This is a genomic window from Niveispirillum irakense DSM 11586 (assembly GCF_000429645.1).
GTDB classification, from domain to species: Bacteria; Pseudomonadota; Alphaproteobacteria; order Azospirillales; family Azospirillaceae; genus Niveispirillum; species Niveispirillum irakense.
The window spans coordinates 15,307-30,403 of record NZ_AUCG01000004.1 but is presented as its reverse complement, the minus strand read 5'-3'; the positions used below and the strand labels follow the sequence as shown (position 1 = coordinate 30,403).

Sequence of the window (15,097 nt, the reverse complement as noted above, 5' to 3'; positions counted from 1 at the left end):
CGTCGCTATTGCAATTGAACCAGCTCGACCGGCGCCACGGTGCCGCAGGAAACGGTGCGCGCTTCACGGAAGACCAGTCCGGTCTGCGCGGCATTGTCCGCAAAGTCGATGGTGACACCGTCCAGCAGCAGCCGGCTCTGCGCCGGCAGGAACAGGCGGACACCATCGCGTTCGACAATGGCATCGCCCGGTTCCGGCTCGGCCTTGACGCTGATATCGGCCGACAGGCCGGAACAGCCGCCGGGGCTCAGCAGCAGGCGGAAGCCGCTGCTGGGACCGCCATCGCTGCGCAGCATCAGGCGGATGAAACGGCTGGCCGCCGGGGTCAGGGTGAAGTTCATCGCGGTCCCCCCCTTCAGCCCGCCGCCTGATAGCGCGGATAGGCATTATCGATGACGCAGGTATTGTCGACGGGGCAGACGGCCACGCATTGCGGCACGTCGAAATAGCCGATGCATTCGGTGCATTTCTTCGGATTGATGACAAAGGTGCCACCCTTTTCCGAGATCGCGACATTGGGACATTCCGCCTCGCAGGCGGAGCAGCTCGTGCATTGCGAGGCGACGATTTTGAAGGCCATGGTCGATTACTCCCGTTGAAACCGGGTGAAGCCCGGTGGCTGGAATGTCAGGCCGCGACGATCAGGGCGCCCTGGCGGATGGCGGCATCGCCGCGCGGGGTGTGGGTGACGGCACCCGAGGCCACCTTCGCCAGATAGTCCTTGAACCAGGCGATCGCCGATTTCTCGATGAACTCATGCGCGTACTGGTCCACCGGCTCGATCCCGGCCGCCGTCAGGTCGGCCTTGGGGCAACCGCCGATCTTGGCCACGAAGACCGCGTGGCAGTCATTGATGGCGCGGATCACCGTGGCCAGACTGTCCTCGTCGCCATAGCCGCCCTGGCAATAGAGATCGACACGGCGGTGACCGACGAACTTCGCCCCCTTGGCCGACAGTTCGTAGACCTGGAATTCCTTGGCATGGCCGAAATGCTCGTTGATCAGGCCGGACCCCTTGGTGGCAACGGCGACCAGCAGGGAGATATCGGCGTCAGCCCCCTCCAGCCCGGCCAGTTCCTCGGCCTTGGCCGCCACCTTGGCCATCCGTTCCTCCTCAACCAGGGCCTGATAGGCCTTGCGGCCCTCCAGGTCGTAGTTGACCTCCATCTCCATGATCTTCTCGGTGGTGAACTCGGCACTGCGATCCTCGCCCAGCAGGCCGACGGCGTCGGCCCGGCACTGCCGGCAATGGCGCATCATGTTCATCTCGCCTTCGCAGGCATCCTGCAGGGCCTTCAGTTCCTGTGCCGTCGGCCCGCGCTGTCCTGTCAGGCCGAAGACCGTGCCATGTTCGGGCGCGGAAATCAGGGGCATGATATTGTGCAGGAAGGCCCCGCGCGACTTCACGGCCCGGTTCACCTCGACCAGATGCTGGTCATTGACGCCGGGGATCATCACGGAGTTGACCTTGCACAGGATGCCGCGCTCGGTCAGCATCTCCAGCCCGCGCAACTGCCGTTCCGTCAGCAATTGCGCGGCCTCCACGCCCGTGTAGCGCTTATGCTGCCAGAAGACCCAGGGATAGATCTTCGCCCCGATCTCCGGGTCCACCATGTTGATGGTGATGGTGACATGGTCGATATTGTAGCGGGCGATCTCGTCGATATAATCGGGCAGCGCCAGCCCGTTGGTCGACAGGCACAGCTTGATGTCGGGTGCCGTCTGCGCGATCAGCTCGAACGTCTTGAAGGTCTTAGCCGGATTGGCCAACGGGTCGCCGGGGCCGGCGATGCCCAGCACCGTCATCTGCGGAATGGTGGAAGCGACGGCCAGCACCTTCCTGGCCGCCTGTTCCGGGCGCAGCCGCTCGCTGACCACACCGGGGCGGGATTCATTGGCGCAATCATATTTGCGATTGCAGTAATTGCACTGGATGTTGCAGGCGGGCGCCACGGCAACATGCATGCGGGCATAATGGTGATGCGCCTCCTCGCTGTAGCAGGGATGGTTCTTCACCTTCTCCCAGATTTCCGGCGGCAGGTCGTTCTGACCGGCTGACGATCCGCAACTGGCCTTGCCGCTGCCGCCTGTCGTGCCGCAGCCCTTATGTTCGGCCACCTGCTGCATCACGGCGTCGATATTCACCAGATGGCTGACACCGCCACCCTGTTGTTTCGATCCATGCATGTCCGCTCCTTGGCGTTGGGCCGCTGGCAGCATCTGCCAGCCGATTGGGGGGAAGCGCGTTGTCCGCGAAGGACGCCGGATGGTCTCTCAGCAAAGGGCGGGCCATCGGCACTGCAAAAAAATTATTATGTGATTACAATGTGTTGCCTGAATTTTTCATCGTGGGATTGACGACAGTCTCTGTGGTCTTTGCGACAGGTCATGTCGTGCCGCAGAGGATGTCGATAGCGCGCCGCAGGGGCAGGGCGATGGGGGTTATGCCTTGCTCGCCGAGAAACCGGACCTCGTTGCGGGTCAGGATGTCCGGGTCCACCAAGGCGAAATGCCGCTCGCCAGACCGTTTGGAAACCTGACGCGCATAGGTGCGCAAAAGCTGGTCGTGGAAGCGGCAGCCGATATAGAGGAAGCCGCGCGAGCGCCGCCGTTCCTTCACGGCGTCGGGGATGGGTGTCTGAATGTCGATCTCTGTCAGCACTTCGACATAATCGGCATCCGAGATCAGGAAATTGCGGGCCGGCGTCACAGCGCCATGGGGCTTGTAGAGCAAGGTCCCCCACGCGGTGGCCTGATCGCGCCCCACCTCCGCGCCATTGGCATCATAGAACCGGTACCAGCGATCTTCACCGATGCCAGCCCGGGTAATGCCTTGCACCTCCCCCCAATCGCCGGCAGGACGCCGAGCCGACAAGGCGGCACGCATCGCGCCATCGTACCAACTGTCAACAATCAGGGGAACTTGAAGGGTGGCTAGATGAAGATGCAGGTCCGTCGGTGCCACCGGCTGCGAGAACGCCTCCGCCATCAAGGCGGAAAGCGTCGCCCGGTGGCGGGTGCTTTCGATATGCTGGGCAGAGGCCCAGGCATTACCCTTGGCGCGACGGGGCAGCGCCACCTTGGTCGCGAAGAACGTGGCCAGTTCCTCCGGTGTCCCCGGAACGGGCGTCGTGCCCGTCTCCAGCAGACCCGGCCCCAGATAGGGCACCAGCGCGCCTTCAACCAATTGCCGGGCCAGATCGCTGACCAGCGCCTCTGCCTCCGCCGTTCGGCTTACCAGCCGCTCCGCAGACATTTCCAGCACGGCCATGTCAGTCCTCCTCCCCCCGCTTGCGGGCGTTGACCGTCACGGGCAGCCGCGTGTCGGCAGCCATTTCCGGCAGGTCCAGCACCCAACCATTGGCGATGCGGATCCAGCCGCCCCATAAGGTTTCGTGCTCCGTCTCTACCACCGGTTCCTCCAGGTCCTTCTTGGGGACATAGATGGACAGGCCGGTTTCCGGCGAACGGCGGATCATGACTTTCATAGGGGCGGTCCTTCCGCTGATGGTCCTGGACCGGCAGGGGAAGAGCAAAGGCCGTGCCAGGGCGGCACCCCACAGGAAACGGTCATTTTCAGCCTTAATGGCACCGTCGGTGCCGACCATGCGCGTCGGGAAGCTGACAAGCCTGTCGCATCCCCGACCTTGATGATGGCCGCTATAGCCGGGTGCGTTTAAACGGAAACGCACCCGGCTCTAAGTTCTTGTTCAGCGAGCGGCTTCACGCTCCAAAGCGATTCCGCTTTTCCGCGATCCGCTCTATCGGCACAGGGGCTGAAAAGCCCGGCTGGCATGATCGCTGCATCGACCAGCCGGCGCCGGCGCCTGTGCCGGTCCCCCCCCTTCAGCGACGGGAGAAGGATATGCCGGATGGTTTCACCTACACCGACAACCTGATGAATCTCGCAGCAATCATCTACCGACCGGAGGATGACCTTGACAGCCTGCTGGCCTCCTTCGCCATGGAGCTGCTGGATCAGGGGCGACGTGTCGGGGGCATCGTACAGAATAACCGCAAGGGCATCTGCGGACCCGTCAAGCTGATGGAGGTCATGGATCTGGGCACGGGCCGGATCATTCCCATCTGCCAGAATCTGGGGCCGGGGGCTGTGTCCTGTCGTCTTGACACGGGCGGCTTGGCCGACGCGTCCCTGGCTGTCCGAAATGCTGTCGCACAACAGGTGGAACTGGTCGTCATCAACAAATTCGGCAAGACCGAAGCCGAAGGGCGGGGTCTGCGCGGCGAATTGGCCATGGCGGTGGAAGCTGGACTGCCGGTGCTCACCGGCGTGCCCTGGCGCTTCTACAATGCATAGTGCGACTTCACCGGCGGGTATGGCACCACACTGCTCTGCGAGCGGGATGTGATCGCAAACTGGTGGGAAGAAACCAGCCGCCGCGCCACGCGGATGCGTACACGGCGTTGAGCGGCCGCGCGCGAATGCGCGCATAGGCCAAGCCGCCGGACAGCGGCGCCCAGGACATGTGAACCGCATTGATCAGGACTTATGGTCTTGGCCAATGCGGTTCGTCATCAATCCTTGCCGATGATCACGTCGGAGGATTTGACGATCGCGGAGACATCGTCACCGACCTTGATGTCCAGTTCCGCCACCGCCTCGTTGGTGATGGAGGATGTGATCAGGCCCCCGTTGCCGATCTCAATCTTCACATTGGCCATGGTCATACCCTTGGTGACGGCGACAACCCTGCCGGCGATGACGTTGCGCGCGCTCAATTTCATTGTGACCTCCCCTGCCGGGACGCATGGGTCCTGGACCGTCGTCAGAATTTCTTGACCTGGATATTATGCTTGGTCAGGGCATAACCGACCTGACGCGGGGTCAGGTTCAGCAGCCGGGCCGCCTTCGCTTGCACCCAGCCGGCCATTTCCATCGCCTGCAGAATGCGCTCCCGTTCCGACATCCGCTCGCCCTGCGCTGCCGAACAGGTGGCAGCTTGCGGACAGGCGCCTGGCAAGCCGGTGGCGTCGTCCGGCCCTTCATCAATGGGCGCGGGCTGCGGTGGCAGCGCAACAGGAACCGTCGGACGTGAAATGATCTTCAGGGCGTTCCCGGGGCCGATCGCCCCCTGCCACAGGGTCGCGGACAGGCATTCATCATGACGGCAGGCGAAATCGTCGGCATTGATGCCCGACGCCCGCGACAGGGTCGCCGTCCGCCGCACGCAATTCTCCAACTCACGGACATTGCCGGGGAAGAAGCAGCTTTCCAGCACGGCACGCGCTGACCCACTGAGCGTCTTGGCGGTACCATGCTCGTCATTGAACCGGCGCAGGAACTCCCCGGCGAGTGGCATGATGTCCTGACGCCGATCGCGCAGGGCCGGCAGGAAGATCGAAACGACATTGATCCGGTAATAAAGATCGGCCCTGAACCCCCCGCGGGCGACCGCTTCCTCCAGGTTGCGGTTGGTGGCGCAGACCAGCCGCACATCGACCTTCAGGGTCCGCGTCCCGCCCACCCGCTCGAACTCCCCCTCTTGCAGCACCCGCAGCAGCTTGGCCTGGAATGACGCAGAGATCTCCCCGATCTCGTCCAGGAACAGGGTGCCGCCATGGGCCAGTTCAAACCGCCCCTTGCGTTGCGCCAAGGCGCCGGTGAAGGCGCCCTTCTCATGCCCGAACAATTCTGATTCCAGCATGCTTTCCGGCAGGGCCGCACAGTTGAGCTTTATGAAAGGTCCCGAACGACGGGACGAGAGGTCATGGGTCGCCCGCGCGAAAAGCTCCTTGCCGGTGCCGGATTCCCCGCGCAGCAGCACGGTGGAGTTGCTGCGGGCGACAATCTTGATCTTGTCGATCACGGCCCGGATGGCTTGGCTGTCACCGACGATGCCGGCTGGTCCCGGATCGCGCTCCGGACGCACGGTTTGCGACAATTCCTTTTCCAGCATCCGCTGCGCGGTCATCAACCGCTCGCGGTCGCGGGCGATCAGGTCATGCAGCCGTACCGTCTGGCCCACCAGATTGGCGATCATCACCAGGAACCGCACATCCTCGTCCAGCCGGAAGGTCGCCTGCGCATCCCAGGTGCGGTCCAGGGTCAGGGTGCCGATAACCCGTTCACGGTCCTTTATGGGCACGCCGATAAAGGAAACACGCGACGTTTCCCCCCATTCAGGCGCCGACCAGTCGTCGAACAGCGGATGGTCCGCTACATTGCCCACCACCACCGGCATCTTGGTCGTGACGATCTGTCCGATCGCCCGTTCCGGCAACCGGTCAAAATATTGCTTGGCGTTCTTCTCTGTCCAGCCGAGCCCCACTACCATCTGTGGCGTCCCGTCCTCGCTTAACAGAGCGATGATGCCGTGATGCATCTCCAGGAAACTGGACAGCAATGCCAGCACATTGGACAGGGTCGTTTCCAGTCGGTTGGGAACCGCCAGGATCTTGGAAATCTCATACACCCCGTGCAGCGCGATATCGGCACGGGATGAATAACCGTTGGTACGTTGCCGCTCCATGCCAGGGGCTGACGGCGGGGACGTGGCATCATTCTGCGAAACGGAAGTGACCATAGGCATCGCACGAACCCTTTCGTGTCTCGAGGCCTACCGATAAGGATGCATAGCGAGGGCGGTGATGCTCATCAAACGATGCAACCAGCAGACAGGTTCGCAGGTGCAAAAGAAACTCGCAAGCGGATTCACCAGAGTGACGCAAATTAAATACAATATTCACCAGGCAAATTATTGCCGTGCAAATACATGAATCCGAACGATTTCTGAACCTGAACGCGGCCCCTCGGTGCCATGAGGCTGCTTGCGTCGACGGTGGTGACAAGCGACGCACCTTCGCGTGCGCGGCATGATCATGGGCGACGTTGCCACAGCAGCACCCCCCGCATATACGGTCAACCGAACTTGAACAGCACGCCGAAGCCGCCACGGGGATAGTTCCATTCCAACTCCCCGGTCTGGGCCGTGACGACGCGACAGGTACCGCATTCCACACAACCGTCCACCACGGCCTCCACCTGCCCACGGTCATTGACGCTGTAGCAGCCGGCCGGACAGAGTCGGGTCATGGCCAGCAGCGCCTTTGACGGCGTCTCGTGCGGACGGATGCGGATATGGGGGCGGCCCGCATCCACCATATAGCGGTTCTGGAACAGCCGTTCCTCGACCTTGACCGGGGCGCTGCCGCCCCCTTCCACCATGTTCATCATCGCCATGACCTCGCCAGTTTGAAGGCGTCGCCGATCAGGCCGGTGAGCTTCCGGCCGGCGCGGAACGACTGGAAAATCTGCTTTTCCTTGGTGCGCTTGTCGATGCCATCGACCCGGAACCAGGTCTGCGCGGCACCGCTCAGCAGCTTCGGATAAAGGTTGAAGAACTGCCTGTTGTGATGCAGAAGGCTCGGGATTTTCCGATACTTCTTCATGTCCTTCATCACAAAGGTCTCTTCCAGGCGCCGCTGATACTCGGCCAGATTGGCCTTGCTCAGTTCCTCGCGCCGGCGCTTCAGCCAAACCACCGTTTCCGCCGCAACGCGTCCGGTGGTCATGGCCAGGTTGGAGCCTTCGCGATGGACGGCATTCACGAACTGGCCGGCGTCGCCCACCACGATCCAGCCGTCGCCATAAAGCTGCGGCATGGCGTTGTAGCCCCCCTCCGGGATCAGGTGGGCGACATATTCCTTGCACTCCGATCCTTCCAGCAGCGGCTGCACGGACGGATGGCGCTTGAACGCCTCCAGCAGCCCGTAGGGGGTGCAGCTGCTCTCGGTGAAGTCGGACACGATGCAGCCAATGCCGATGGAGATGGATTCCTGGTTGGTGTAGATGAAGCCCGTTCCGGTCATCCCGTCGGTGATCGTGCCCATGGCCTCGATCACCACGCCTTCATTGCCCTTCAGGTTGAAGCGCGCCTCGATGGTTTCCCTTGGCAGGAAGTGCATTTCCTTCACGGCCAGCGCCACGGTGTCGGGCTTCAGTTCCGGGCGCAGGCCGGCGCGCTGGCCCACCAGACCATTCACCCCCTCGCCCAGGATCACGATATCGGCGAAGGCCGTGCCGCCGCCACGGTCGGTGCGCACGCCGATAACGCGACCCGCTGTGTCGCGCAGCAGTTCGGTCACCGTCGTCTCGCACAGCAGCACGGCCCCCGCCTCCCGTACCTTGCCGCTGAACCAGCGATCGAACTGGGCGCGGATGATCGTGTAGCGGTTGGGGCGTTCCTCGTTGAAATCGTCGGAACGGTAGTGCATGCCGACATGGGAACCATTATCCATGGTCCACAGCCGCTGTTCGATCACATGACGTTCCAGGGGCGCATCCTCCCGGAAATCCGGGATGATCTTCTCCAGCGCGTCGGCATAGAGGATGGCACCCTGCACATTCTTGGAACCGGGATATTCCCCCCGTTCCAGTTGCAGAACCCTCAGCCCCTCTTTGGCCATCGTATAGGCGGCGGCATTGCCCGACGGGCCGGCGCCGACGACGATGGCATCAAACCGTTCCTCGATCATGGAAAGCCTCCTTCAGCCGGCAAGGCGGTTGACCGACAGATGCGCCCTGAAGGCCCGGGTCAGGGCCGGCAGCAGCTCTATGGCATCCGCCACCACGCCCAGATGGGCGAATTCGAAAATGGGGGCCTTGGGGTCGGTATTGATGGCGACGATGGTATCCGCCCCTTCCACCCCCACCCGGTGCTGGATGGCGCCGGAGATACCGGCGGCGATATAAAGCTTGGGCCGGATGGTCTTTCCTGTCTGGCCGATCTGCCGGTCGGCACCGATCCAGCCCTTCTGCACCAGGGGGCGAGACCCGCCATATTCGGCCCCCAGCACTTCGGCCAGCGACCGCACCAGTTGGAAATTCTCCGCCGAGCGCAGGCCCAGCCCGCCGGCCACGACGATGTCGGCATAGGCCAGTTGCGCCTTGTCGCTCTCCCGGTCGGCCACAAAGCGCAGAACCTTGGTGATGATGTCCGCTTCGGTCAGGTTCAGGGGATGTTCAACAATGCGGCCCCAGCGACCAGGCTGGCGCTCCGGCAAGGACATCACGCGCGGCCGCACCGTCGCCATCTGCGGCCGGTAATTCAGCGTCATGATGGTGCAGAGAAGCGAACCGCCGAAGGTGGGCCGCGTGGCCGCCAGCGACCCTTCATCATCGATGGCCAGTTCGGTGCAATCCGCCGTCAGGCCGGTCAGCAGCGTCGTGGCCACCGACCCCGCCAGATCGCGCCCCAGATTGGTGGCGCCCAGCAGCAGGATTTCCGGCTTATAGCTATTGACCAGATCGGTCATGGCCCGCGTATAGGATTCGTTGCGGTAGTGGGCCAGGATCGGGTCGGTGATGACATAGGCCAGATCGGCGCCATGTTCGAAGGCCGCCGCTGAGACCTGTGCTGCGGTCAAAGGGTCCCCCGCCAGCACGACGCCGGCCAGTTCCACGCCGCGCTTGTCGGCCAGCTTGCGCCCCTCGCCCAGCAGTTCCAGCGACACCGGGTGGACGATACCGTGCTCACACTCGATCACCACCCAGACATGGCGGTAGGCCTTGAAATGCTCAGGCAGTTCACGCTTGGTGCCGGCCCGGCCGGCGGCGGTCTTCGGGGTATCGGTCTTCGGTGCGTCGCTCATGGTCTGGTTCCTCTCTGGCCGTAGGATCACTGCCCGGCGGCAAAGCGCAGCAGGTCACCCTCAAGCGCCGGCTGCTTCTGGAAGATCGCGGCCATGACATTGGCCGCAAGCGCATCGGTGGACAGGTCGCTGCTGGCGATATGCTGCACCTTCTCGGCCCGCGCCTGGGGGGCGAACACCTTCTTGACGATGGTGGGCGAGCCCTTCAGGCCGCATTTGGCCAGTTCGGTGATGCCGGCATCGGCCGCACTCCATTTCACGATCTGCGAGCGCGCCGCGCGATAGGCATCGTCCAAGGAGCCGCGGCGCATCTCATTGGTGCCTTCCAGCATGGTGATCAGGACGGGCATCCGTGTTTCCAGCACCTGCACCCCGCCTTCGGCCCGGCGTTCCACGCTGATCGTTCCCGCCTGGGGGTCCAGATCGCAGATGCGGGCGACATAGGTCAGTTGGTTCAGGCCCAGGCGCTTGGCGATGCCGGGGCCGACCTGGGCCGTGTCACCATCAATGGTCTGTTTGCCGGTGAAGACGATCGGGGGGCCCCCGAATTCCTGGCCGATCTTGGTCAGGGCCATGGACAGGGCATAGGAGGTGGCCAGCGTGTCGGACCCGGCGAAGGACCGGTCGGTCAGCAAGACGGCACGGTCGGCACCAAAGGTCAGCGCCTTGCGCAACGAGTCCTCGGCCATGAGCGGCCCCATGGTCAGCACCGTCACCTCTCCCCCCAACCGGTCGCGCAGGCGCAATGCCTCTTCCAGCGCGAACAGGTCATAGGGATTGATGATGGTGGGCACGCCCTGGCGCATAATCGTGTTGGTCACCGGGTGAACCCGGATCTGGGCGCTGTCGGGAACCTGTTTCAGGCAGACGACGATGTGCATGTTCAAATCTCCCGTCCCTCGCCGCTGTGATCCTGTACCCCTGATTGCAAGGGGCGCGCCAACCGGCTGATTGCACCTAACTGATTGATTTCACGCCCATCGCCACTTTCGCTGGCCTGACGGTCTTTGTCGCAGACCCGACAGACCTGTCGGGTCTGCACCGATGATGCGTCAGGGCACCTTCAACGCGCCCAACGCCGCCAGGGGTACGAAGGGTTTCGGCTCCGGGGCCTTGGGCGCCACGGCGTCGCGATGCACCTTGAACAGCCGTTCGGCAATGGGGCTGGAGGCGACGAAATCCTGATAGGCCTGTTCCAGATGCGCCCGACACAGGTCCCGCAGGCCGGCCTCGTCTGCTCCGGTCAGGTCGCCATCGACATCGGAACCGCGCAGATATTGGCCCATGCGCCGCATGATGTGCAGCCGGGCAACCCGCACCACGGCGGGATCGTAAGGCACGTTGAGATGCAGAAAGAAATCCTCCGCCGAGGAAAGGCGGGATAACTCATCAAGGATGCCCATGGCCGGTCCCCTGCTTGTGTTGGACGCGAAAATCGGTTCCGGTGGCCCCGACAGTTTCGCGGGAAGACAGGGACCGGCCCTGCATATGGGCCAGTCGCGCCTCCAGAAAGGTGATGCGGTCCAGCATCAGAACCAGTGCTTCGCCCACCGGGTCGGGGATCAGGTGGTGTTCCAGATCGATGCGGCCGGCCACGGCCTTGCGGCAGCGGGGATCACGCACGATGCGGCCGGGAATGCCCACGACCGTCATGTCGGGCGGCACATCTTCCACCACCACCGAATTGGCACCGATACGCGACCCGGCGCCGACCTGGATCGGCCCCAGAACCTTCGCCCCGGCACCGATCAGGACACCGTCCCCGATGGTGGGGTGCCGCTTGCCCGGCGACCAGCTTGTCCCGCCCAGCGTCACCCCGTGATAGAGCGTGACATCGTCACCGATCTCCGCCGTTTCCCCGATCACGACGCCGGCGCCATGATCGATGAAGAAGCGCCGCCCGATACACGCACCGGGATGGATATCGACATTGGTCACCAGCCGCGCGAACCAGGACAGAAACCGCGCCGGAAAGCGCAAGCCCCGATGCCAAAGCCGATGGGCCACCCGATGATGCATGATGGCGTGCAGACCCGGATAGGTCAGAACGATCTCAAAAAGGTGCCGGGCGGCGGGGTCGCGCGCCTTCACGCACCCGATATCCTCGCCGACCAGGGCCAACAGGCCGGGCAGGTGAGCCTTTCCAGCCATGTTGCCCTCCCCCCGGGTCAGTCGCCGACCGCCTCGTAGAAGCCCAGCAACTGCCCGTCGCTGACCGGGCGTTTCCAGACGATGGCGCTGTTACGCACCTGCTCCAGCACCCGCCTTGCCCGGCTCTCCTCCGGGGACACGCCCAGCGCGTTCAGCGCATTGATGATCGCGGCCATGCCGGAATGTTTGCCCAGCACGATGGAGCGCACCCGCCCGAACCAGGCGGGATTCAACGCCTCATAGGTTTCCGGGTCCCGCAGCAGGCCGGAAACATGAATGCCGGATTCATGGGCGAAGACGGAGGGGCCGACGATGGATTTCGCGGCCGGAATGGGGCGACCAGCTGCAGCGGCCACCAGTTCGGCCAGTTCCGTCAACTGTTTCAGGTCCACGCCGGACCGGCGGCCGGCGATGGGACCGAGGGCGGCCACAATCTCTTCCAGCGCTGCATTGCCGGCCCGCTCGCCCAGGCCCAGGACGCAGACGCTGGCATGGCTGGCCCCACCGCGCACGGCGGCCAGGGTATTGGCGGTGGCCAAACCCAGATCGTCATGCCCATGGAATTCCAGTTCCAGGTCCGTTTCGGCACAAAGCTGGCGGAAAATATCATGTGTGCGGAACGGGTCCAGGATGCCGACCGTATCGGCGAAACGGAACCGGTGGGCACCCGCCTCCTCCGCCGCAGCGATGACGCGCAGCAGGAAATCCACATCGGCGCGGCTGCTGTCCTCGCCGCCCACCGCCACCTCCAGCCCATGATCGCGGGCGTAGGAGACGACGCGGCGGATACGGGTGATGATATCCGGGCGCGTGGCGTTGAGCTTCACCCGGATCTGCAGGTCGGAGACAGGAACCGACAGGTTCACGCGCTTCAGGCCGGTTCGCAACGCCGCGTCGACATCGGCCTCCGTCATCCGGCACCAGGCGATGGCAGCCGACCGTGTCAAAGCAGCGCCCACCGCCGCCATGGCCTCAATTTCCTCATCCCCCATGGCGGGGATGCCGGCCTCAATCTCATCCACGCCGGCGGCTTCCAGCTTCAGGGCGATGGCCAGCTTCTCCTCCGCCGTGAAGGCCACGCCGGGCGCCTGCTCGCCATCGCGCAGCGTGCTGTCATTGATGATGATGGGGGGTGCGTTCAGCATCTTGTGCCTCTCCTTATGCGGGGACGGGCGCATGGTCCCGCCACAGGGGCGAGTTCGCGCGCAGACGGGCGACAATTGGGGGCAATTCCTCCAGCACCCGGTGGATATCCGGGGTCGTTGTGTCACGCGACAGTGAGAAACGGATGGCGCCGCGCGCCGCGTTGGCCGGAACACGCATGGCGCGCAGCACATGCGATGGCTCCATGGCTCCCGACGCGCAGGCCGCGCCGGAGGAAACGGCGATGCCAACCCGGTCCAGCAGCAGCAGCAGCGCGTCACCGTCCACATAGTCGAAAGCCATGGAACTGGTATTGGGCAGCCGGTGGTGGATATCGCCCAGCACGTGGGCCTGGCCGATGCGCTGCATCAACCCCTGCTCCAACTGGTCGCGCAGCGCGCCGACCCAGCCCTGTTCCACCTCCAGATACCGGGATGCCAGGGCCGCGGCGGCGCCGAACCCGACGATGCCGGGCACATTCTCCGTCCCCGCCCGGCGCCCGCGTTCCTGCCGTCCACCGCGCAGCAGCGGGCGCAGGGCGACGCCCTTGCGGACATAGAGGGCGCCAACACCCTTGGGCCCATGCAGCTTGTGGGAGGAAAGCGACAGCATGTCCACCGGCACCGAGGCCATGTTGATCGGCACCCTGCCGGCCGCCTGCACCGCATCGGTGTGGAACAGGGCACCGAAGGCATGGGCACGCTCGGTCAGGCGGGCGATGGGAAACAGGGTTCCCGTCTCGTTATTGGCCCACATGACCGACACCAGGGCCGTGCGCGATCCGACATAGTCGTCGAACTGATCAAGGTCCAGCCGGCCCTGACTGTCCACCTCCACCACCCGCAAGGTCACACCCCGCGTCTTGGCCAGATGGGTCGCCAGCGACAGGATGGCCGGATGTTCCACGGCGGTGACGACGATCTCGTCCCGGTCGGGCTGGGTCTCCAGCGCCGACAGCAGGGCCATGTTGTTGGCCTCCGTCCCGCCGGAGGTGAAGATGATCTCCTGCTCCTGCGCCGCGCCCAGCAGGGCCTGCACCTGCCGCCGCGCCTGCCGCACCCCGTCCGCCGCCGCCGATCCGAACCGGTGGCTGGAGGAGGCATTGCCGAAATGCACGTCGAAATAGGGCAGCATGGCGCTGACCACTTCCGGGTCCGTGCGTGTCGTGGCGTTATTGTCCAGATAGACATGCTGCATGGGACCACCCTTTCAGCCAGGGAGGGAGGGCGGGACCGGTCGCCGGCGTCAGTGCGCTCCGGTCGTCCGCCCCATCACCGGGACCAGCCGCACGAAGGCGCCCAGCCTCTCCACGACCCGCGCCTGGATACCGTCCAGCGTGGCGGTGGACAGCCGGCACATGACGCAGGCCCCCGACAGCCGGACCCGGACGGTATCGCCCTCCATGCCCAGCAATTCGCAATCGCCGCCATCCCGGCGCAGGCCGGGGCGTATCTCTTCAATGGCGGCACGAACCACCTGCAAACGGGGATCCTCCGTCTCTGTGCCGGATGGCGGGGCTTTGTCGAATGCAATGTCGGGGACGAGCATGGGAAGGCTCCTGTCGCAAGCGATGGCAGGCTTCAACCGAACGACTTGCCGCAGCCACAGCTGGACTTGGCGTTCGGGTTGTCGAAGGTGAAACCGGACCCTTCCAGGGCCACGACGAAATCGATGGTGGTGCCGTCCAGCAGCGCGTGGCTGTTGGTATCGACAAAGACCTTCACGCCATCCTGGTCGATGACCTTGTCTTCGGGCGCCGCCTCGCCCGCCAGACCCATCATGTATTTGTAGCCGGCGCAGCCGCCGGCATCGACAGCGATGCGCAGCCCGCCGGCCGGATTGGCGGCACCGGAAATGGCGCTGCGGACGGCGTTCAGGGCGCTGGGGGTCAAGGTGATCATGGGAATTACCCTCTGATGCCATTTTGCGGGACACCCCCAGCAAAGCAAAGTGCGTGCCACCACACAGTTCCTTGAAAAGCCTTGGGCTTTTCCTTCATCGCTGTCGTGTTTGTCGCGCTTCTGTCGCAAACCCGACAGGGCGGGAACCGACGCAACTGGCACGCGATCACAGATAAATCCAGGTGTTGGAAGCACCTGTCCTGCCCCGACCAAACCGGCAGAGGGATTGCAAGGGTGGGGCGACGCCCCTTTCCCGTGGGCTGTCCCTTGCCGTCAAACAGGAGCGTTGC

The 15,097-nt window shown here is 64.0% G+C and carries 18 protein-coding genes; 1 reads left to right on the top strand and 17 read right to left on the bottom strand.

The window, feature by feature from the left end:
- Positions 1–5 precede the first annotated feature (5 nt).
- The 5 genes from G473_RS0102190 to nifT form a co-directional block, all read right to left on the bottom strand.
- Complete coding sequence (locus G473_RS0102190) at positions 6–341, bottom strand: HesB/IscA family protein (RefSeq protein WP_029011758.1); 336 nt, start codon at positions 339–341, stop codon at positions 6–8.
- A gap of 14 nt (positions 342–355) precedes the next feature.
- The gene (locus tag G473_RS0102185; protein WP_029011757.1) at positions 356–580 is read right to left on the bottom strand and encodes a 4Fe-4S dicluster domain-containing protein; all 225 of its coding nucleotides are present in this window, start codon (positions 578–580) and stop codon (positions 356–358) included.
- A 47-nt stretch (positions 581–627) separates the two neighbouring features.
- Positions 628–2,187 carry a nitrogenase cofactor biosynthesis protein NifB gene (gene nifB / locus G473_RS0102180; RefSeq protein WP_029011756.1) on the bottom strand — a complete coding sequence of 520 codons (1,560 nt, stop codon included), beginning with the start codon at positions 2,185–2,187 and terminating at the stop codon, positions 628–630.
- 199 nt (positions 2,188–2,386) lie between these two features.
- Positions 2,387–3,271 carry an SIR2 family NAD-dependent protein deacylase gene (locus tag G473_RS0102175; protein ID WP_245579971.1) on the bottom strand — a complete coding sequence of 295 codons (885 nt, stop codon included), beginning with the start codon at positions 3,269–3,271 and terminating at the stop codon, positions 2,387–2,389.
- A 1-nt stretch (position 3,272) separates the two neighbouring features.
- Positions 3,273–3,488: a putative nitrogen fixation protein NifT gene (gene nifT, locus G473_RS0102170; protein WP_029011754.1), complete on the bottom strand. Its 216-nt coding sequence runs from the start codon at positions 3,486–3,488 to the stop codon at positions 3,273–3,275.
- 377 nt (positions 3,489–3,865) lie between these two features.
- Here nifT and G473_RS24620 point away from each other — a divergent pair, with 377 nt between their 5' ends.
- A complete protein-coding gene (locus tag G473_RS24620; protein WP_161630930.1) occupies positions 3,866–4,318 on the top strand; it encodes a DUF2478 domain-containing protein in 453 nt (150 codons plus the stop codon).
- A 218-nt stretch (positions 4,319–4,536) separates the two neighbouring features.
- Here the strand turns inward: G473_RS24620 and G473_RS0102160 are convergent, their stop codons facing one another.
- The 12 genes from G473_RS0102160 to G473_RS0102105 all read right to left on the bottom strand — a co-directional run bounded on the left by G473_RS0102160 (position 4,537) and on the right by G473_RS0102105 (position 14,807).
- On the bottom strand, positions 4,537–4,746 hold the full coding sequence (locus G473_RS0102160) for a TOBE domain-containing protein (protein WP_029011753.1): 210 nt from the start codon (positions 4,744–4,746) through the stop codon (positions 4,537–4,539).
- 41 nt (positions 4,747–4,787) lie between these two features.
- On the bottom strand, positions 4,788–6,551 hold the full coding sequence (gene nifA, locus G473_RS0102155; protein ID WP_084437580.1) for a nif-specific transcriptional activator NifA: 1,764 nt from the start codon (positions 6,549–6,551) through the stop codon (positions 4,788–4,790).
- Between the two features lie 329 nt (positions 6,552–6,880).
- Positions 6,881–7,201: a ferredoxin family protein gene (locus tag G473_RS0102150; protein WP_245579970.1), complete on the bottom strand. Its 321-nt coding sequence runs from the start codon at positions 7,199–7,201 to the stop codon at positions 6,881–6,883.
- Positions 7,192–8,496, bottom strand: a complete 1,305-nt coding sequence (locus tag G473_RS0102145) for an FAD-dependent oxidoreductase (protein ID WP_029011750.1) — start codon at positions 8,494–8,496, stop codon at positions 7,192–7,194. Before G473_RS0102145 ends, G473_RS0102150 begins: the two co-directional genes overlap by 10 nt.
- A 12-nt stretch (positions 8,497–8,508) precedes the next feature.
- Positions 8,509–9,612 (bottom strand): electron transfer flavoprotein subunit alpha/FixB family protein, encoded by a 1,104-nt coding sequence (locus G473_RS0102140; RefSeq protein WP_029011749.1) that lies wholly within the window; start codon positions 9,610–9,612, stop codon positions 8,509–8,511.
- 26 nt (positions 9,613–9,638) lie between these two features.
- Positions 9,639–10,493 carry an electron transfer flavoprotein subunit beta/FixA family protein gene (locus G473_RS0102135; RefSeq protein WP_029011748.1) on the bottom strand — a complete coding sequence of 285 codons (855 nt, stop codon included), beginning with the start codon at positions 10,491–10,493 and terminating at the stop codon, positions 9,639–9,641.
- Between the two features lie 171 nt (positions 10,494–10,664).
- Positions 10,665–11,015, bottom strand: coding sequence for a nitrogenase stabilizing/protective protein NifW (gene nifW, locus G473_RS0102130; RefSeq protein WP_029011747.1), 351 nt, complete (start codon positions 11,013–11,015; stop codon positions 10,665–10,667).
- On the bottom strand, positions 11,002–11,763 hold the full coding sequence (gene cysE, locus G473_RS24615; protein WP_084437579.1) for a serine O-acetyltransferase: 762 nt from the start codon (positions 11,761–11,763) through the stop codon (positions 11,002–11,004). The genes nifW and cysE overlap by 14 nt, the downstream gene beginning before the upstream one ends.
- A 17-nt stretch (positions 11,764–11,780) precedes the next feature.
- Positions 11,781–12,908, bottom strand: coding sequence for a homocitrate synthase (nifV, locus tag G473_RS24610; RefSeq protein WP_035705070.1), 1,128 nt, complete (start codon positions 12,906–12,908; stop codon positions 11,781–11,783).
- 13 nt (positions 12,909–12,921) lie between these two features.
- Positions 12,922–14,103, bottom strand: a complete 1,182-nt coding sequence (gene nifS / locus G473_RS0102115; protein ID WP_029011746.1) for a cysteine desulfurase NifS — start codon at positions 14,101–14,103, stop codon at positions 12,922–12,924.
- A 48-nt stretch (positions 14,104–14,151) separates the two neighbouring features.
- Positions 14,152–14,454 carry a NifU family protein gene (locus G473_RS0102110; protein ID WP_029011745.1) on the bottom strand — a complete coding sequence of 101 codons (303 nt, stop codon included), beginning with the start codon at positions 14,452–14,454 and terminating at the stop codon, positions 14,152–14,154.
- 32 nt (positions 14,455–14,486) lie between these two features.
- Complete coding sequence (locus G473_RS0102105) at positions 14,487–14,807, bottom strand: HesB/IscA family protein (protein ID WP_029011744.1); 321 nt, start codon at positions 14,805–14,807, stop codon at positions 14,487–14,489.
- Between the last annotated feature and the right edge of the window lie 290 nt (positions 14,808–15,097).